This window comes from Fundidesulfovibrio putealis DSM 16056 (assembly GCF_000429325.1).
GTDB lineage: Bacteria > Desulfobacterota > Desulfovibrionia > Desulfovibrionales > Desulfovibrionaceae > Fundidesulfovibrio > Fundidesulfovibrio putealis.
Genome location: NZ_AUBQ01000018.1, coordinates 48,608 through 66,285, shown reverse-complemented (window position 1 = coordinate 66,285; position 17,678 = coordinate 48,608). Strand labels below are relative to the sequence as shown.

The following is a 17,678-nucleotide window of genomic DNA, read 5'->3' as shown; positions in this document are numbered from 1 at the left end:
TCACATGGCGCAGTCACTTCCCACTGATTACAAGCTGCGTGCCCGCGACTTCCCCGTCGGCGCGCAGATGCTCTTCGTTGCCTTCGGCGCGCTGGTGCTGGTGCCCCTGCTCACGGGCCTGGACCCCAACGTGGCGCTCTTCACCGCAGGCGTCGGCACGCTCATCTATCAGGTGCTCACCAAGTTCCAGATCCCCATCTTCCTGGGCTCCTCCTTCGCATTCATCGCCCCGGTGATGCTCAGCATGCAGCGCTACGGCATGGCGGCCACCCTGGGCGGGCTCGCTTCCGTGGGCGTCATGTACATGCTGTTCGCCTTCATCATCAAAGCCAAGGGCACCGCGTTCCTGAAGCGCTACCTGCCCCACATCGTCACTGGCCCGGTGATCATGGTCATCGGCCTGATCCTCGCCCCTGTCGGCGTGTACATGGCCATGGGCAAGACCGGCGACGGCGCCAAGGTGCTCTATCCCGAGAACCAGGCCATGATCATCTCCATGATCTCCCTGGCCGTCACCGTGCTGGTGGCCATCAAGGGCAAGGGCATCCTGAAGCTCATCCCCATCCTGTGCGGCATCATCGCGGGCTACGCCGTGAGCCTCGCCATGGGCATCGTGGACTTCGCCCCCGTGGCCGCCGCCCCCTGGTTCAAGCTGCCGAACTTCGTCACCCCCACCTTCAGCCTCGAGGCCATTCTCATCATCATGCCCGTGGCCATCGCCCCCATCATCGAGCACATCGGCTCCATCCTGGCCATCGGCTCGGTCACCGGCAAGAACTACATCGACAAGCCCGGCGTGCACCGCTCCCTCATGGGCGACGGCGTGGCCACCACCCTGGCCGGTTGCCTGGGCGGACCGCCCCTGACCACCTACGCCGAAGTCACCGGCGCTGTCTCGCTCATCAAGATCTACAACCCGGCGCTCATGACCTGGGCCTCCATCACCGCCATCGGCCTTGCCTTCATCGGCAAGCTGGGCGCGCTGCTCCAGACCATCCCCGCGCCCGTCATGGGCGGCATCATGCTGCTGCTGTTCGGCGCCATCATGGTGGTGGGGCTCAACTCCCTGGTGCAGGACGGGCAGGACCTGATGAAGCCGCGCAACATGGTCATCGTGGCGCTCATCGTGGTGCTCGGCATGGGCAAGATGAGCTTCTCCTTCTGGGGCATCCACCTGGAAGGCATCGGACTGGCCGGTGTGGCGGGCGTGTTGCTGAACGCGCTTCTGCCGCGCGACAGAGTCGAGACGGAGAGTTAAGCAGGAATTTCGGGCTGTGGCCGAGTCCTGCTGGGCTCCGCCCAGACCCGGCAGGGCGCTGCCCTGCATCCGCCAGGGGGATGATCCCCCTGGACCCTCAGTTGGCTTCGCGTAATGTGCGCACGACCGGACCAGGATTGATCGATCCTGGTCCGGCTTTTTTTGGGGAGTTGCGTGCGGTATTTCGATACCCGATTGATTCTATTTTTGTTTCTGCTGGATTTGCCGACCTGAACGCGTCATACTGAGCGCCAGCGTCGGCCAGACTCTGGCCGTAACCCGAATCGCAAAGGACCACTCATGCGTAAATTTGCTCTCATCGCAATTGTTATCGCCCTGAGTCTGGGCGTGTCCATGACCGCCTTCTCCGCCGTCACCAAGGAAGACTTGCGCAAAGCCCTGAAGGAGAATCCGGATGTCCTTCTGGATGTTTTGCGCGAACACAACATCGAGTTGTTTGAAATAGTGGACTCGGGCGTCAAGGCCAAGCGCGCCGCCGACGTGAAGAAGCGCCGCGACGCCGAGCTGGCCAAGCCCCTGGCTCCGGTGGTGGATGCGGCCCGCGTGGTCGTGGGAAACCCTGACGCCCCCGTGACCATCGTGGAATATTCGGATTTCCTGTGCTCCTACTGCGCCAAGGGGGCCAAGACCCTGGACGCGCTCGTGGTCGCGCATCCGGACACGATCCGCGTGGTGTTCAAGCACATGCCCGGCGAGGATACGTCCATGAAGGCGGCTCTGTACTACGAGGCCATCCTGCTCCAGGACCGGGCCAAGGCCAAAAAGTTCCATGATCTGGTCTTCGCGGCGCAGGAAGAGGTCATCAAGGGCAAGGAAGACACGCTGAAAAAGTTCGCCAAAGAGGTCAAGGCCGACATGTCGCGCTTGGCCGCCGACGTGAACGGCAAGGAGCTCATGGCGCGGCTGAACGCGGACGACAAGGAGTCCCGCCAGTACGAGATTCAGGGCACGCCCGCCTACGTGGTCAACGGCGTGTCCATCCGGGGCGCGCAGCCGCTGGCGGAGTTCGAGGAGGTCATCAGTCTGACTGCCGGGAAGAAGTAGCCTGGTGTCGGAGTTTGAGAGACATGAATATGTTATTCAAGCTGTAAATAAGTGGTTTTGGCTGGTTGCCTTGATAATCCGTATGGACGGATTTTGAGGACGCAACACGAGCTGGGCTCCGCCCAGACCCGGCAGGGCGCTGCCCTGCACCCGCCAGGGGAAAAGCCTCCCCTGGACCCGGCGATTTGCTTCGCATCGTGCGCGGGCGTGTTTGGGGGGGGCGGGGCAGCCGGGGCTACATCGAGGCCATTTCGTGGCGCGCGGCGCGCGTGAGGAATGCGGAGCGGGTCAGTCCGCGCCCCTTGGCCGCCTTGTCGATCTCTTCGAGTGTTCCGGCAGGAAAGGACACGTTCACGCGGACCGTGCGTTCGTCCAGAAAGCCGAGGTCCACATTGACCATGGCCCACACCGCGTCCTTGTAGAGCGGGTCGTCTTTGTAGGCTTCCAGGCCAGCCGACGCGGGCTTCCGGGAGGCGTCCTCCAGCAGGAGTTCGACGGCCTCCTGGACGTTTCCCAGCGCCTCTTCCAGGGTGTCTCCAGCCGTGTTGCACCCCGGTATGTCGGGAAGCGTCACGCCGTACGCCTTGCCTTCTTCAATGAAAATCGCGGCGGGAAAGAACATTTTCCCCTCCTATTCGATCCTGGCATCCTTGCGCAGGATTTTGTTGACCAGCCCCACGCCGAGATCTTTCCTGGGATGCGGGACGATTGCGACTCGACCGTCGGGGTGGCGGTATTTGTGATGGCTGCCTCGGATACTCACCAGCTTGAAACCGGCTTGGACAAGAATCTTGGCGAGTTCCGCGCTGTTCATGCGATGACGATACACACTGTGATGTGTATTGTCGAGGGGGCAAAGAAAAGGCTCCGGTTCCGGAGCCATTTCTTGTCAGTGTACGAATCTCGTTGAGGGTGGGCGGCGTCTTTACGAACCCGAAAGCTCCTTGAGCACCTCCTGCATGTGCTTGATGTGGAACTGCACGTGGAAATCCCCCAGCCCGAAGATCAGTTTCCCCAATGTCGGGTATTCACCCAGCGGCGATTCCTTGAGCATGGGGATGCGCGCCTTGCGCGAAAGCTGCTCCTGTGTGAGCGACGCGGCGAAATCGGCAATCCGTCCGTATTCCTCCAGGGCTTCGCGGCAGAGCTTGGCAAAGGGCGTTCCGGCCCGCTCAGGGCTGAAGTGGGTGTTTTCGGGGATTAGATCAAGGGTGGGGGTGTTTTCTTCCAGGAACCGGCGCATCACCTTGACGTGGGCGTCCTTGCCCGGCCCGATCAGGTGCGAGAGGATTTCCTTGGGCGACCAGCGGCCCTCGGGAGACCGGGATGCGTCGGCCTCGTCCACGCCCTGGCAGGCCGTGGCGAGCTCCGACATCTTTTCCCGGACCACCTGCGCCAGTTGCGCTCCAGTCATGTCAGCCATGTTTGATACCTCCGTAAACCCGCACGCGGGTTCCAATTTAAGTCAAAATACTCCACTCCCGGCGAATAAGGCAATATTCGCGTGAGCGGCCACATCCGTCTTTCTCGCCGTATTGATGAAATGAGCAATTTTGTTCAAGTCGCCCGCCGGGCGAAAGTGTAGAACTCGACCCACGACAACGAGGCCGGGGATCAGCCATGAACAGGGACAACCAATTCAACTTCACGCACAGCAGGCGCCTGCCTGGGGTCACGGTGCTCGACGCCGTGATGTGCGACTTCTCCTATGAGAAGCACGCGCACGAGGAGATCGCCGTGGGCGTCACCCTCGAGGGCCGCCAGGACTTCTCCTGCGGGGGCGTCGGCTACAGGAGCATGCCCGGCAACGTCATCCTGTTCAATCCTGGCGACGTCCACGACGGCCACCCCGGCGACGGGTCCACGCTCAGGTACACCATGCTCTACATCCGCCCGGACCGGATCGCCGAGCTTGCGCGAGACACGCAACGCCACGGGGACGCATCCTTGCGGGTCCCGGTGACGGTCTGCCGTGACCGCGCGCTCGGCTCGCACGTGCTCGCGCTCTCCAGCCTGGTGACGTCCCGGCGCGGCTCCGTGCTGGAGCAGGAGATGCGACTGTACGAGATCGCCAGGATACTTTCCCGCAAGTCCGGCGCGCCCGCCCCCGGCGACTGGCCGCACAGGAAGGAGGCCAGGATGGTCCAGGCGCGCGACTACATCCACGCCAATCTGGAGCGCGACATCTCCATCGAAGAACTGAGCGCGGTGGCCAACCTCTCCAAGTACCACTTCATCCGCATGTTCCACGGCCACTTCGGGAGCACGCCGCACCAGTACGTGCTCAACTGCCGGATCAACAGGGCCAAGGCCGTCCTCTCGGAAGGGACTTCGCCCACGCAAACGGCGCAGCTGCTTGGATTTTCCGACGTGAGCCACCTGAACAGGCGCTTCAAGCGGGCCTATGGCGTCACCCCGAAACAGTACCAGGTCCAGCTGCTGCGTTAGGAGAATGCCATGCTCAACATTATCATGTTCTCGATAGGGATCATGTACACGCCGGGGCCGGTGAACCTGCTCAGCTTCAACAGCGGGTTGCGCAGCAGGCTGACCGCGCAGATTCCGTTCTCGCTGGGGGTGTCCAGCGCCCTGTGCGCGTGGTTCATCCTGGTGGGCTACGCCGGGAGCTCCCTGGCGGACCAGGCCATGCAGCCGTACCTGGGTGTGCTCGGGTGCGGATTCATCCTGTATCTGGCCTGGAAGGTGTTCACCTCCCGCGTGAACCTGGACGGCCCGGACAGGCCGTCCGCCAGCCTGACCTACAGGGACGGCCTGCTCATGCAGCTTCTGAACCCCAAATCCTTCATGGTGGTGCTGCCGGTGGCCACGGTGCAGTTCCCGGCGGCGGACATCACGGGCGTTCAGATCGCGGTGTGGTCGGCGCTGCTCTCCCTGCTGGGCTTCGGCGCGCCCATGGCCTACGCCGTGGCGGGCATGGCCGTGGGGCGGAGGGTCGCACGGCCCGCCGTCTTCAGGATGTTCAACCTGCTCATGGGCCTTTTGCTGGTGTTCGTGGCCTTCGACATCGCCTACCACCACGTCGTTCTCCCGCTCGGCAGGTAGTCCGGCGAACAGACGAACGCCCGGCTCCGCATTGCGGGGCCGGGCGTTCGTCTGTTCGCCGTATTCGGGGAGAGTCGTCTACTCGCCGGTCTTGGCGCTCTTGGCGATAGGCTGGATGAACTGCGGCTCGGAGTCCCAGGGGAAGAGGATCCAGGTGTCCTGGCTCACTTCGGTGATGTAGGCGTCCACCAGGGGACGCCCCTCGGGCTTGGCGTACACGGTGGCGAAGTAGGCCTTGGGGACCATCTCGCGCACGGCCTTGGCGGTCTTGCCGGTGTCCACCAGGTCGTCCACCAGCAGCCAGCCTTCGCCGTCCCCCACCACGCCCTTGAGGACGGTTACCTTGTCGCCCTGGCTCTGCCAGTCGTAGCTGGCCACGCAGATGGTGTCGATGACCCGCACGTCCAGTTCGCGCGCAAGGATGGCCGCCGGGATGAGCCCGCCCTTGGTGATGGCGTAGATTCCCTTCCAGGGGCCGAGCTCCATCAGCCGCCAGGAGAGGGCTTTGCAGTCGCGGTGCAGATGATCCCAGCTGACGGGATACATGCGGTGATAACGTTCGGAGTCGGACATGCTAAGGCTCCTGTGTGGGGTGGAAAGTGCTTGGCTCAGTAGGGTATTTCTTCGCGCCGGGCAAGCCCCGGCGGCTGCCCCGAGAGGTGGCGGCCCTGTATTCATGCGGGCTGCGAAGCTTCAGGCTTGCCATCGCGCACAAAAAAATGTAGAGTAACAATTAGTTGATAATACTGCAGATTTTCCTGTCCAGCCAAGGCGTAACACTCCAAGTGCGAGAAATGAAACGTGGAAATTAACGGTTCCGCTTCTGATGAATCCTCTTCCTGTTTTCTGTCTCGCCATCCCGTTTTTGACAAATCCAAAAAGGTGGTGGCGTACGAAGTTGCGGCCCGTTCCTGCCTGACGTCATCGAACTCCGCCCATGTGGATGTGGACGCTTTCTCCTGGATGGTCAGCGACGGAGCCTCGGAACTCCAGATATTGCTGGAGGAGTCCGACCGGCTCCTGATCAGTGTGCCGGACGTCATGCTGGACGCGCCCGAGGTGCACCTGCTCCCCATGGACTTCTGCCATCTGGTGGTGAGCCCGGAGCAGACCGAACGCGAAAACCTGGAGGAGGTCCTCTCTTTTCTGAACGAGTTCGGCTACCGCATCGCCCTGCGGTTTGACGAGTCCTGCCAGGGCTACGCCCCCCTGATGCGCTTCGCCGATACGGTCATCCTGGACTTGGAGCGCTTAAAGCCCATGGAGTTGGCCAAGGATCGCAAGTTCCTGAAAAATTTGAACGTCTCCTGCATGGTGGACAACGTGAACTCCTGGGAGGCTTTCGCCGGATGCCGCGCGCTCGGGTTCGACGCCTTCCAGGGCAGCTTTTTCGGCCGCCCGGAGATCGTTAAGGGGCGCAAGCTCGAAGCCAACCAGCTCACGCGCGTGGAGCTCATGGGCAAGCTCCTGGAAGAAGAGACCACCTACAAGGACATGGCCGCCACCCTGGCCAAGGACGTGCTGCTCAGCTACCGGCTGCTGCGCTATGTGAACGCGCCGGGCATGGGCCTTGGGCGCACGGTGGACTCCATCGAGCACGCCGTGGCCATCATGGGCGACACGGCCTTCAAGCGCTGGGCCATGATGGCCCTGGTGGCCAGCCTGGACGCCAGCCCCAAGGGCGAGGAGCTGGCCTATCTTTCGCTTCAGCGCGGCAGCTTCCTGGAGAAGCTTTCGCAGCGCACCCCTTCCTCCCCGCTGCCGCCCAAGTCCATGTTCCTCTTGGGCCTGTTTTCACTGCTCGACGCCATGATGGGCCAGCCCATGAGCGAGCTCACGCCCACCATGCCCATGGACCCGCGCATCAAGGCGGCCCTGTGCGGCGACAAGAACGCCCTGAGCCCGTGGCTGGAGCTCCTGAGTTGCATGGACCAGAACCGCTGGTGCGACGTGGGTGTGCTGCTCTCCGGCAAGAAGATCAGCCACTTCGCCGCCGCCAGGGATTATCTGGCCGCCTCGCGCTGGGCCAGGGTCTGTTTCAAGGCGGGCAAGGAAGGCGTCGTTCAGGCGGTCGCGGACTAGGCCGCGTTATTGAAAAACATGACCATGTTTTTCAATATCAAAATAAATGGTTCTCTTTGTTCAGGTTCATGAACTGCGTGAACCTGTTTTGAGAACGACGCACGAGACCTCGCCATCCCTGGCCGGGCTGAAAATTTCGAGAAAAACAACCACCCCGCGATGTGAAGGAGCTATTACGGAGATGATCAAGAATATAGTCATTCTGCCCGGAGACGGCATCGGTCCCGAGATCATGACCCAGGCCGAGAAGACCCTGAAGAAGATCGGCGAAAAATTCGGGCACGAATTCAAGATCAGCTACGAGCTGATCGGCGGCGCGGCCATCGACGCCGAGAACAATCCCCTTCCCCAGAAGACCATCGACGCCTGCAAGGCCGCCGACGCAATCCTGCTCGGCGCGGTGGGCGGCCCCAAGTGGGACAACATCGAGAAGTCCATCCGCCCCGAGCGCGGGCTGCTCGGCATCCGCAAGGAACTGGGCCTGTTCGCCAACCTGCGCCCCGCCAAGCTGTTCGAGGAGCTCAAAAGCGCCTGCTGCCTGCGCGCCGACATCATCGGCCAGGGCCTGGACGTCATGGTCATCCGCGAGCTGACCGGCGGCGCGTACTTCGGCACGCCCAAGGGCCAGGAAGTCCGCGACGGCGAACGCGTGGCCTACAACAACATGATCTATTCCGAATCCGAGATCCGCCGCATCGCCAAGGTCGGCTTCGAGACCGCCCGCAAGCGCGGCAAGAAGCTCTGCTCCGTGGACAAGGCCAACGTGCTGGACGTGTCCCAGCTGTGGCGCGAGGTGGTGCTGGAAGTCGCCAAGGATTACCCCGACGTGGAGCTGTCCCACATGTACGTGGACAACGCCGCCATGCAGTTGGTGCGCAACCCCGCCCAGTTCGACACCATCGTCACCGAGAACCTGTTCGGCGACATCCTCTCCGACGAGGCCGCCGTCATCACCGGGTCCATCGGCATGCTGCCTTCGGCCTCGCTCGGCGCGTCCGGCCCCGGCCTGTACGAGCCGATCCACGGCTCCGCCCCGGACATCGCGGGCCAGGACAAGGCCAACCCGCTGGCCACCATCCTGTCCGTGGCCATGATGCTGCGCTATCAGTTCTCCATGTCCGCCGAGGCCGACGCCATCGAGAACGCCGTGACCTCCATCCTGAAGGAAGGCTACCGCACCGGCGACATCATGGAGCCGGGCAAGACCATGGTGGGCTGCGTGAAGATGGGCGACCTGGTGGCCGAGCGCCTTTAGGGTCGCTTTGGTGACTGCCGGACCGGCTCCCGGAGCCGTGTCCGGCAAAGTGCGGCGTCCCTGGGACGCTGCGCTGATTGATTCCCCGAATACGGAAAGGGAGGGCCTTGCGGCCCTCCCTTTAGTGTTTTGCTGCCAGCCGCGCGTGGCTGCCGCTTACTCTTCCCTGTTGATGACCCGCCAGCCTTTCGCTCTCTTCTGGAAGAAGCCGCTCTCGGTGAGCGCCCGCCTGATGGTTCCCTCCTGCTGAAGCCTTTTGAGCCCGATGCCGAGGGCCTTGAACACCTGGTCCCCGAGAGGATGCTTCTTCGAGACCATCCAGCAGCGATTGCCCGGCAGGACCACCTTGATGCCGGGAACCGGAACCAGGGGGAGCCCGGAAATTGAAACCGACATATCCGGTTTGGACGAGAATTCCAGAAGCGTGAAGTCCGCCCTGCCCAGACTCAGAAACTTCGCAATCGTCTGCAATTCGTAAACGGCGTGGACATCCTTGACCTCAAGCGACCGCAGCAACGCGACGTCGCCTTTCCAGGTTCCCACGATCACCGCGGAACGGTCTTTGAGTTCTTTCCCGTTCTGCACGGAAAGCATGGGTGCGTTCGAAGGATATGTGTACATGCCCTTTTCGAATGTGCCGTCGGTAATGACGGGATCACTTTTGTACACCGTATCATCGAAATCATAGTCCCAATAGTCCTGCGAACCCACGACCACTCGGCCGCATTTCACCTCGGTCCTTTCCCTCTCCGAGTTCGGCACGACGTGGAATTCAAACTCGACGTCGTCCATACCCCCGAGAAGCAGCGCCTTCTGCATGAGGACCAAGCTCACCACGTTACGGGAAGCATAGGGGGAACTGAAAGAGGACACTTGCCCTGGTGTCCTGTTGTCCATGAAGGCCAAATAGCTCATTTCGAGGTTTATTGTGGCCGAAACAGAAATGGTCGTTTTTGCCAGCAGCGGGCGGTGGTGCGAACACAGGAAGAGAGTAAAACAGACGCACAGGCAGATGAACCTGAGCATGGAACGTCCATGGCTGCATGACCAGCGTGTCGAAGATGCGGCGGCCTGGGCGCTGCTGAAAATGACGAACTGCCTCATAGGGATGTTACGCTAAGTCAAGCATGAGTCGTAGTCCAGCGCCTTCGCAAACTGCTGTTTGGATGGAAACGTGCGGAAAAACGAATGACGCTGTGCAGTCGGCTGGAACTGAAACCGCAGTAGCGGCGCCCCTCGTGACCGTGCAATCGACGGATTCGTTCGCGATGCATGCAGATCGAGTCCCCTGGCTGTGTCGGTCCAGCCTGGATGCCAGGCAATGCGGTCAGCCTCGACCGGGCTTGTTCCTGGGCGTTCATATCCTCATTGACGGACTTCAAGCTAACATGTCAATCTTGACATAATTGAAGGTGGGGGCCGAAGCACTATTCCGGACAGCTGCCCGCTCTTCATGGAGGAGTCGTCATGGAAAGAATGGACACAGCCGGGCAGTCGAAAATTGCCGTGGTGGGTATCGGAAACGTGGGCGCAGGGTTCGCGTTCGCCCTCAGCCTCAAGCGGTTGGTGGGGGAGCTGGTACTCGTCGATGCAAACGCGGCCAAGGCGGAAGGCGAGGCCATGGACATCATGCACGGCCTGCCGGACGTCTGCCCGTCGCTGCCCTGCGTGGTCGGGGCGGGCGGGGTGGAACTGGTGCTGGAATCCATGCTATCCGAGGAGCAACATCAGGCCCTGGCCAACTCGGCCATGGTCCTGCGTGAAAATGCGCGCGCATTAGGCGTAATCTGAGTGTCATTCCGTCGGAATATGGTGCATGTAGTCCATGAAAGCTCAATAACAGCAAGGAGAGCCGCATGCTGGATTGCGAAAGAAGCTACTTCAAGACGCTATACGAGGCCATCCGGGTAATCAACTCGAGCCTGGAACCCATGGAACTGCTGGGCAGGATAGCCGAGCAGACCGCCAAGGCGCTGGAGGTAAAGGCCTGTTCGCTCAGGCTTTTGGACCGTTCCGGCGCAAACCTCCTCCCTGGGGCGTCCTTCGGGCTGTCCAAGGGGTATCTGCGCAAGGGCAAGGTCGAGGTGAATAAGAGCAAGCTGGACAAGGAGGCTTTGGCCGGGGCCACGGTGCACGTGCGCGACGCCTCCACCGACGACCGTTTCCAGTACAAGGATGCCGCCAAGACCGAGGGCATCAAGTCCGTGCTTGTGGTTCCCCTAAAGCTCGAAGACAAGAAGATCATCGGCGTCATGCGCGTCTATTCCGCTGAAGAGCGCGACTTCTGCGAATCCGAGGTGGAATTTTTGATCATCATGGCCAACCTGTCGGCCATAGCCATAGAGAACGCCCGGCTGCACCAGGCGCTCAAGTCGGACTATGAGCTGCTCACCGCCTTCCAGTATCAAACCTTCGAGGACTAAAGAGGTCTCCATGAGCAAGGTAAAAGTCGGCATCAACGGATTCGGCCGCATCGGCCGCCAGGTGCTCAAGGCGCTCTACGAGCAGCACAAGGACATTGCCGAGGTGGTGGCCGTCAACGATCTCTTCGATACCCACACCAACGCCCATCTGCTGTCCTACGATACCAACTACGGCCGGTTCGCCGTGGACATCCGCACCGAGGGCGACGACATGGCCGTGGGGGACTGGAGCGTGCGCTGCTTCAAGGAGCGCGACCCAAAGAACATCCTCTGGGGCGAGACCGGCGTGGACGTGGTGGTTGAATCGACAGGCATCTTCAGGACCGGCCCCCAGGCCTCCATGCACCTGGAGTCGGGCGCGAAGAAGGTCATCATCTCCGCACCGGCCAAGGACGAGGACATCACCATCGTCTTGGGGGTCAACGAGGCCCAGTACGACCCGGCCAAGCACAACATCATCTCCAACGCCTCCTGCACCACCAACTGCCTGGCCCCTGTGGCCAAGGTGGTTCACGAGGCCTTCGGCATCAAGTCCGGCGTGATGTGCACCATCCACTCCTACACCAACGACCAGCGCATTCTGGACCTGCCCCACAAGGATCTGCGCCGCGCCAGGGCCGCCGCCTGCAACATCATCCCAACCTCCACGGGGGCGGCCAAGGCCGTGGCCCTGGTGATCCCGGAACTCAAGGGGCGGTTCAGCGGCTATTCGCTGCGCGTGCCCACCCCTGCGGTATCTGTCGTGGATTTTGCGGCCATCCTGGAGCGGCCCACCGACACCCAGGCCATGCGCGATGTTCTGAAAACTGCGGCGGAAGGGCCGCTCAAGGGCATCATGGGCTACAGCGAGGAGCCGCTCGTCTCCTCGGACTACAAGGGCGACCCGCGCTCCGGCATCGTGGAGTCGGAGTTCACGTCCGTCCAGGACGGCGTGCTGGCCAAGATCGTGGCCTGGTACGATAACGAATGGGGCTATTCCTGCCGGGTCGGCGATCTGATCCGCTACATGGCCGCGAAGGGCCTGTAAGCCGGGCGACTTCTGGCAGGGCTCCGCCCTGCACCCGCAAGGGCTCTGCCCTTGACCCGGTGGGCTCTGCCCTGCACCCGCCAGGGGAGAAGCCTCCCCTGGACCCGGCTTTCCGCTTCGCGTCGTGTGCGGGCGGGCTGGATTCGGTGTGCGGGGGCGGAGGCTGTAATGTCCATGTCCCGCGCGGCGGGCTCGAATCGATGTGAAGACGATTCGTCGCCCGCCGCGCGGGACATTCCCGTTACAGCCTCCGCCCCCGCAACGTGCGTTCTGCTGCGACGAAAAGCACGCCGGAATGAAGACACTACTTGCCTGGTTGGGAACGTCCAAAGCAGGGCTGGCAAACTGAAGACGGCGGTTTGCGAATCAAGAGGCATGAAGCGCGGCTTTGCGCGCTTCATGCCTCTTGCGCGGGATATCTGATGCGTAGCGGTGCTGCCCGCGAAGCTAATTGAGGGTCCAGGGGGATCATCCCCCTGGCGGGAGAGTCCAGAGAGGGCAGCGCCCTCTCTGGCCGCCGGAGGCATCAGGCGTCGCGGCGTGATCCGGTCTCGAAGTCGGCCATGAAGGCCAGGGCGCTGTCGCGCTCTGCCGCCTTGGTCCAGCTGCCCGCGCCACACAGCAGGAGCAGCAGGGATTCACCCTTGCGTCCGAAATACAGCCGCACGCCGTGTTCGGTATCCAGGCGGACTTTCTGGGCCTTGTCCGGGGACGCTTCTTGGGGCACCACGGGGCCTGCGTCCAGGCGGACCACGTACACGTTGTCGCCGAGCTTGCGGCACTCGGTCGGCATTCCGGAGCGCAGCTTTTCGATCTGTGCCGTCAGGCGGTTGCGCGCGGTGCTGTCGGGCAGGCTCTCGATCCATTCGGTCACGGGTTCGTGTCCGGTGTGCGTCCGGTAGCGTTTCAGGTTCATCATGCGAAATCTCCCCTTGTGCATGCCGTGGCTTGTTGCGTGGACATAAGCCTGATGAGGTTTCCGGTCGAAAACGGGCCTTATACTGTGAGTCGCGTTGCGGCCTGTGCGGGTTACTATCCGGCGGACACGGGCGCGCCGTCCAGGTGCAGCACGCCGCGCACCTCGGCCTTGGCCTTGGCGAAATCCTCCTGGAAGGCCTGACTCTGAAACAGCGCCGAGGCGATTACGGCTGCGGCGATTTTCCCGGCCTCCACGTCGCTCGGGTAGTGCACGCCGCCAAGCACGCGCTGCTGTGCATAGAGACCGGCGCGCTCGTAGAGCTGCGCCGCCCTTTCGGGCACCATGTTGGCCAGGATGATGCCCGCAAGGTGGCCCCAGGTGCTGTGCCCGCTGGGGTAGGACTCGTTGTGCGGCCTGGAGAGGCTGGGTTCCACGTTGCGGTCCAGCACGTAGGGCCGGGGCCTGTTGAAGTGCTTCTTGGCCGGTGACACGAAGAGGCGCTGGTCGGACAGGACCTTCTCGAAGAACACCGCCGTGTTGGGCAGCTTGTCCTTTACGAACCGTGGCCCGAGCACGTCAGCAAAGGGAAACGGCGACATCTCCCGGTCTGCCTTGGCGGCGGCTTCCTGAGCCGGGGTCCGGGCCTGTTGCAGCGAGAGCATGGTTTCGATTTCGGCGCGGGTGCTCCGGGAATCGTTGGCCGGAGGCGGGGCCAGCACCCTGGAGAGGTCCACCTGGCCGGGTGACAGGTAATGGCCCTTGCCCGCCAGGACCAGGGCTGCCACCAGCATAAGCGACAGAAGAAGAACGGGTATCTTTCGCATCATGCGGGCAGTATACATCGCATCGACCATTTTTCCAGACTGTTGGTCATGTGCGGGCCTGCTCCGCATGGGGGGCAGGCCCAGGTGATCTCAATGAAACCGGTGGAGTGCTCTTGTATCCTGCCTGGTTGCGGCAGGAGCCGTTCAGTTCGCCCGTTCCGCCAGCTGGTCCAGGGAGCGCGCCAGGGCAGAGAGGCCGGAGCTCCGAAGCATCATGAACGGCTTCATGCAGTGCTTGCAGGCTTTCTTGACGCTCTGGCAGGCTTCGTGGCTCACGCAGTCCACCGGGCAGAGCACCACGTCTGCGGCGGCCAGCTTGCCGTAGAGTTCCGAGGTGGAGTTTTCCACGCCGCCGTCGTGATGGTGGAAGCGGCAGCCCATGCGCTCAACCATTTCGCGGTAGTGGCGCACCAGATTGCACCGGCCGCCGACGTACAGCACCTTCTTGCCGGACAGGGCAGGGCAGTCGGCGACGTCGCAGTCCTGGGCTTGCGGGCAGGAGCCGTCGGTGCCGTCAGAGCAGGCGGGGCAGGACGCCTCCCGGCAGGAGCTTACCTGGCGCGAGCCCTGGCGGCAGGCGTCGCCGCTCAGGCAGCCCCCGCCTTCGGCGCAGGGCATCACCCGCACCAGTTCGAGTTCAGCCCGCTCAAGGTCGGCGCTCACGTCCTCCAGGCGCTCACGCAACTGCGCGTTCTCGCGGTAGAGTTCCTCGATGATGGCGGCCTGGCGGCGCGTCTCGTTCTGGGATGCCTCCAGCTGGTCGCGCAGCGCAGCGGCGTCCGCCGGGGCAGGCTCGGAGCGGGGCAGGGCGGACTCGCGCACCATGCGCGACAGCTTCAGGCGCTCCTGGCGCTCGGACTCCAGCCTGTCCTCCAGTTCGCGTACGCGCACGGCCCATTCCATCTTCTGCGACCTCCTCAGTGCCTGCACGCGCGAGAGCGCCTGGCTCAGTTCGTCCACGCGAGATTCCAGCTTGCCCAGACGTTTGAGGTCCGCCCGGTTGGCTGCTCCCATCAGGTGCGAGAGCATGTGGATCTCGCCGAAGGCCCGTCGCGAAAGCGACGTGCCCGTGTCCGGGTGGGACATCAGCGCCCAGAAGGGGCCTGGGATGTCGCCGGATTTCAGCGAGTGCTTCCACATGGCCTCCAGGGCGGTGGGCTCGGAGGCCTTGGCGAAGAAGCGGATGTGCTTGCGGTATTTCTTGTCCAGGTACTTGTGTATGTAGCTGGCTATGGGGCCTTCCTTGCGGCACTCGTGCACGAAGAAGACGTGCAGCTCGTAGTCGGTGGCCGAGGGCTGCACGGTGACGTCCAGCTTGCGGGCCAGCTTGCGAAGTTCGGTCATGCTCAGGCAGGTTCCCAGAATGGGGCACTGATAGTCCTCGTGCTCCCAGAGCTTTCGGCGGACGGGGACGGTCATGATCTCTCCTCCTGCGGTCGTGTTGGCCATCGTCTATTGAAAATGATTTTCATTGTCAATTTTCGCGTGAGTTGATTTCTCACATGCCTAGATTGGGGGGATTTCCCCTCGCGGAAGAAGACACGCTTGCCTTTCCCTGCCTGATCAGCAATTGTTCAAGTCGTACAGAATACCCGGAGCGACCATGCCGACCCACGCCCTCTCCACGGTGTATCTTGTGCTCGTCACCCTCCAAGTCCTCTTGGGCAGGGGGCTGGCGTATTCTTCGGAACCGTTCAAGATTTCGCAGATCGCAGACGATACGGGGACTCTCCACTATTTTCCGATCCTGCAGGAAGCATACAGGCGGCTCGGCTTTGAGATTGTCGCCGTGCCGCTGCCTGCGGAACGCGCATTGCGGGTCGCCGACAGTGGGCTCACCGACGGGGAAACCGTCAGGATTGAAGGGCTCGAAGCTCTGTATCCCAATCTGGTGCGTGTTCCCGAGTCTGTGGTCTCGGTCAAGGTGAAGGCCTTCACCACGGGAACGACCTTCCCGGTAGCGGGATGGGAGAGCCTGCGCCCGTACAGCATTTGTTACATGCACGGACTCAAACTGTACGAGCAGGGCACACAGGGCATGAACCGTGTAAGCGCCTTGGGGCTGGAGAACGCGCTGAGACTGTTGCGCGATGGAATATGTGACGTGGCTGTGCTTTCCCCGTCTGCGTGGATCATGGTGGATTCCCTGAAGATGGGGCCGATGCGCGAGCTGGAACCTCCAATCGCCACGTATGACCTCTATCATTATGTCCACCGCCGCCATGAAAAGCTTGTCCCGTTATTGGCGGAAGAACTCAGGAAGATGAAACAAGAGGGAGTGGTCCAGGCTATCCTGGAGCCGTATCGGCAGGCTGTGGACGACGCCAAGGTTCGCCAGTCATTGCCATGAGAGCTCGGGTTGGCCCCGCGTCCTTGATACCATGGACATGGTTTCCACGGATAACAGAATAGTATCGACTTGTTATTCGCAATGGCTCTGCATTGATTTTGAGAGCGCAACACGAGACTGCGGGGAGAAGGCCGACGACGGGGCAGAGGCGGCGGGCCGTTTTTGAGGAAAGCGAAAAGATCAGCACCACTTGATTGTTATCCATGGGAGCGAGGCGATGCAGTATACAGTGCTCGGAAAAACAGGCGTTCTGGTCTCGGAGCTGTGCTTTGGCGCCATGACCTTCGGCAAGGAGGCCGACGAGGCCGAATCCGGGCGCATGTTCAACGCCTGCCGCGACGCCGGGGTGAACTTCTTCGACTGCGCCAACGTCTACAGCGGCGGGCTGGCAGAGAGCATCCTGGGCAAGCTGCTCAAGGGCTGCCGCGACGAGATGGTTGTCACCACCAAGGTCGCCCAGGTGGCCGGGCCTGACGTGAATTGCCTGGGCGCGTCCCGGCGGCACATCATGCTCGAGGTGGAAAAAAGCCTCGCCCGCCTGGACACCGACCGCATCGACGTCTACTTCATCCACCATTTCGACCCCATGACCCCCATGGAGGAGAGCCTGCGCGCTCTGGACGACCTGGTGCGCCAGGGCAAGGTGCTCTATCTGGGTGCCAGCAACTGGGCCGCGTGGCAGGTGGCCAAGGCGCTCGGCATCTCTGAGGCCAGGGGCCTTGCGCGCTTCGAGTGCATCGAACCCATGTACAATCTGGTGAAGCGTCAGGCCGAGGTGGAGATATTGCCCATGGCCATGTCCGAGCAGCTGGGCGTCATCCCCTACAACCCGCTGGCCGCCGGGCTTCTGACCGGCAAGTACTCGCGCGGGCAGGCCCCGGCGCAGGGGCGCATCGCCGAGAACAAGATGTACAACACCCGCTACAGCGACCCCGTGTACTACGAGGTGGCCGAGCGGTTCGTCAGATACGCGCAGTCCATCGGCGTGCACCCCGTGAGCCTGGCCGTGCGCTGGGTGGCCTCGCATCCCGGCGTCACCGCGCCCATCATCGGCGCGCGCAGCCTGGAGCAGCTTCAGGACTCGCTGGCATCCGTTGAACTTGATATTTCGCCGGAGGCTCTTGAAGCCGTCACCAAGCTGTCCGTACAGCCGCCTACGGCTACGGACAGGCTGGAAGAGGTGATCGACCCCAAGTACAAAACCCGCAACCGGCAAGGGGCCGCGCAGGCGAAGTAGCGGGCTTCAGGTTCCACGGCCGATCGGATCGGGAAGCGTCAGCCCGCTGTGCTGCCAGCGGGGTCCGCCCCTTTGGCCGACCGGGCGAGGAAGCCCCTCGCAACCGGGCCTCAGGGCCAGTGGCGCCGGGCGGGTTAAGGCCTGCCGGGCAGGGGCCTCGTGGGGTTTGACATGG

At 62.5% G+C, this 17,678-nt stretch carries 19 protein-coding genes; 11 read left to right on the top strand and 8 right to left on the bottom strand.

The window, feature by feature from the left end:
• The first annotated feature begins 4 nt into the window (after positions 1-4).
• The gene (locus G453_RS0115355) at positions 5-1,258 is read left to right on the top strand and encodes a uracil-xanthine permease family protein (RefSeq protein ID WP_027191763.1); all 1,254 of its coding nucleotides are present in this window, start codon (positions 5-7) and stop codon (positions 1,256-1,258) included.
• Positions 1,259-1,558: 300 nt separating this feature from the next.
• Positions 1,559-2,323: a DsbA family protein gene (locus G453_RS0115350; protein ID WP_027191762.1), complete on the top strand. Its 765-nt coding sequence runs from the start codon at positions 1,559-1,561 to the stop codon at positions 2,321-2,323.
• A gap of 235 nt (positions 2,324-2,558) precedes the next feature.
• Here G453_RS0115350 and G453_RS0115345 read toward each other — a convergent pair whose 3' ends face one another.
• The 3 genes from G453_RS0115345 to G453_RS0115335 all read right to left on the bottom strand — a co-directional run bounded on the left by G453_RS0115345 (position 2,559) and on the right by G453_RS0115335 (position 3,746).
• Entirely contained in the window at positions 2,559-2,945 is a 387-nt protein-coding gene (locus G453_RS0115345) for a type II toxin-antitoxin system HicB family antitoxin (protein WP_027191761.1), read from the bottom strand.
• Positions 2,946-2,954: 9 nt separating this feature from the next.
• Positions 2,955-3,137, bottom strand: a complete 183-nt coding sequence (locus tag G453_RS27350; RefSeq protein WP_084502409.1) for a type II toxin-antitoxin system HicA family toxin — start codon at positions 3,135-3,137, stop codon at positions 2,955-2,957.
• Positions 3,138-3,248: 111 nt separating this feature from the next.
• Positions 3,249-3,746: a DinB family protein gene (locus G453_RS0115335; RefSeq protein ID WP_027191759.1), complete on the bottom strand. Its 498-nt coding sequence runs from the start codon at positions 3,744-3,746 to the stop codon at positions 3,249-3,251.
• 197 nt (positions 3,747-3,943) lie between these two features.
• Between G453_RS0115335 and G453_RS0115330 the strand changes: the two genes are divergently transcribed.
• Complete coding sequence (locus G453_RS0115330; RefSeq protein ID WP_027191758.1) at positions 3,944-4,771, top strand: AraC family transcriptional regulator; 828 nt, start codon at positions 3,944-3,946, stop codon at positions 4,769-4,771.
• Between the two features lie 9 nt (positions 4,772-4,780).
• Positions 4,781-5,386 (top strand): LysE family translocator, encoded by a 606-nt coding sequence (locus G453_RS0115325; RefSeq protein ID WP_027191757.1) that lies wholly within the window; start codon positions 4,781-4,783, stop codon positions 5,384-5,386.
• A 78-nt stretch (positions 5,387-5,464) separates the two neighbouring features.
• On the opposite strand, the gene gpt is transcribed toward G453_RS0115325, so the two are convergent.
• Positions 5,465-5,959, bottom strand: coding sequence for a xanthine phosphoribosyltransferase (gene gpt, locus G453_RS0115320; RefSeq protein ID WP_027191756.1), 495 nt, complete (start codon positions 5,957-5,959; stop codon positions 5,465-5,467).
• A 312-nt stretch (positions 5,960-6,271) separates the two neighbouring features.
• Between gpt and G453_RS0115315 the strand changes: the two genes are divergently transcribed.
• Together G453_RS0115315 and leuB are read left to right on the top strand one after the other, a co-directional pair.
• Entirely contained in the window at positions 6,272-7,468 is a 1,197-nt protein-coding gene (locus G453_RS0115315; protein WP_156920961.1) for an EAL and HDOD domain-containing protein, read from the top strand.
• A gap of 181 nt (positions 7,469-7,649) precedes the next feature.
• Positions 7,650-8,723 carry a 3-isopropylmalate dehydrogenase gene (gene leuB / locus G453_RS0115310; protein WP_027191754.1) on the top strand — a complete coding sequence of 358 codons (1,074 nt, stop codon included), beginning with the start codon at positions 7,650-7,652 and terminating at the stop codon, positions 8,721-8,723.
• Between the two features lie 156 nt (positions 8,724-8,879).
• Here leuB and G453_RS0115305 read toward each other — a convergent pair whose 3' ends face one another.
• Positions 8,880-9,749 (bottom strand): hypothetical protein, encoded by an 870-nt coding sequence (locus G453_RS0115305; RefSeq protein WP_027191753.1) that lies wholly within the window; start codon positions 9,747-9,749, stop codon positions 8,880-8,882.
• Between the two features lie 441 nt (positions 9,750-10,190).
• On the opposite strand from G453_RS0115305, the gene G453_RS29190 reads away from it, so the two are divergent.
• The 3 genes from G453_RS29190 to gap all read left to right on the top strand — a co-directional run bounded on the left by G453_RS29190 (position 10,191) and on the right by gap (position 12,173).
• Positions 10,191-10,514, top strand: a complete 324-nt coding sequence (locus tag G453_RS29190) for a lactate/malate family dehydrogenase (protein ID WP_027191752.1) — start codon at positions 10,191-10,193, stop codon at positions 10,512-10,514.
• Positions 10,515-10,579: 65 nt separating this feature from the next.
• Positions 10,580-11,146 carry a GAF domain-containing protein gene (locus G453_RS0115295; RefSeq protein ID WP_027191751.1) on the top strand — a complete coding sequence of 189 codons (567 nt, stop codon included), beginning with the start codon at positions 10,580-10,582 and terminating at the stop codon, positions 11,144-11,146.
• A 10-nt stretch (positions 11,147-11,156) separates the two neighbouring features.
• Positions 11,157-12,173, top strand: a complete 1,017-nt coding sequence (gene gap / locus G453_RS0115290; protein ID WP_027191750.1) for a type I glyceraldehyde-3-phosphate dehydrogenase — start codon at positions 11,157-11,159, stop codon at positions 12,171-12,173.
• Positions 12,174-12,699: 526 nt separating this feature from the next.
• Here gap and G453_RS0115285 read toward each other — a convergent pair.
• The 3 genes from G453_RS0115285 to G453_RS0115275 form a co-directional block, all read right to left on the bottom strand.
• Positions 12,700-13,092: a hypothetical protein gene (locus G453_RS0115285; protein ID WP_027191749.1), complete on the bottom strand. Its 393-nt coding sequence runs from the start codon at positions 13,090-13,092 to the stop codon at positions 12,700-12,702.
• A 113-nt stretch (positions 13,093-13,205) separates the two neighbouring features.
• Positions 13,206-13,919 (bottom strand): acid phosphatase, encoded by a 714-nt coding sequence (locus G453_RS0115280; RefSeq protein ID WP_235731774.1) that lies wholly within the window; start codon positions 13,917-13,919, stop codon positions 13,206-13,208.
• Between the two features lie 141 nt (positions 13,920-14,060).
• Positions 14,061-15,335, bottom strand: a complete 1,275-nt coding sequence (locus tag G453_RS0115275) for a DUF2325 domain-containing protein (RefSeq protein ID WP_043646014.1) — start codon at positions 15,333-15,335, stop codon at positions 14,061-14,063.
• Positions 15,336-15,519: 184 nt separating this feature from the next.
• Between G453_RS0115275 and G453_RS0115270 the strand changes: the two genes are divergently transcribed.
• Positions 15,520-16,266 (top strand): type 2 periplasmic-binding domain-containing protein, encoded by a 747-nt coding sequence (locus G453_RS0115270; protein ID WP_027191746.1) that lies wholly within the window; start codon positions 15,520-15,522, stop codon positions 16,264-16,266.
• Positions 16,267-16,483: 217 nt separating this feature from the next.
• On the top strand, positions 16,484-17,503 hold the full coding sequence (locus tag G453_RS24460; RefSeq protein WP_051272490.1) for an aldo/keto reductase: 1,020 nt from the start codon (positions 16,484-16,486) through the stop codon (positions 17,501-17,503).
• Positions 17,504-17,678 lie beyond the last annotated feature (175 nt).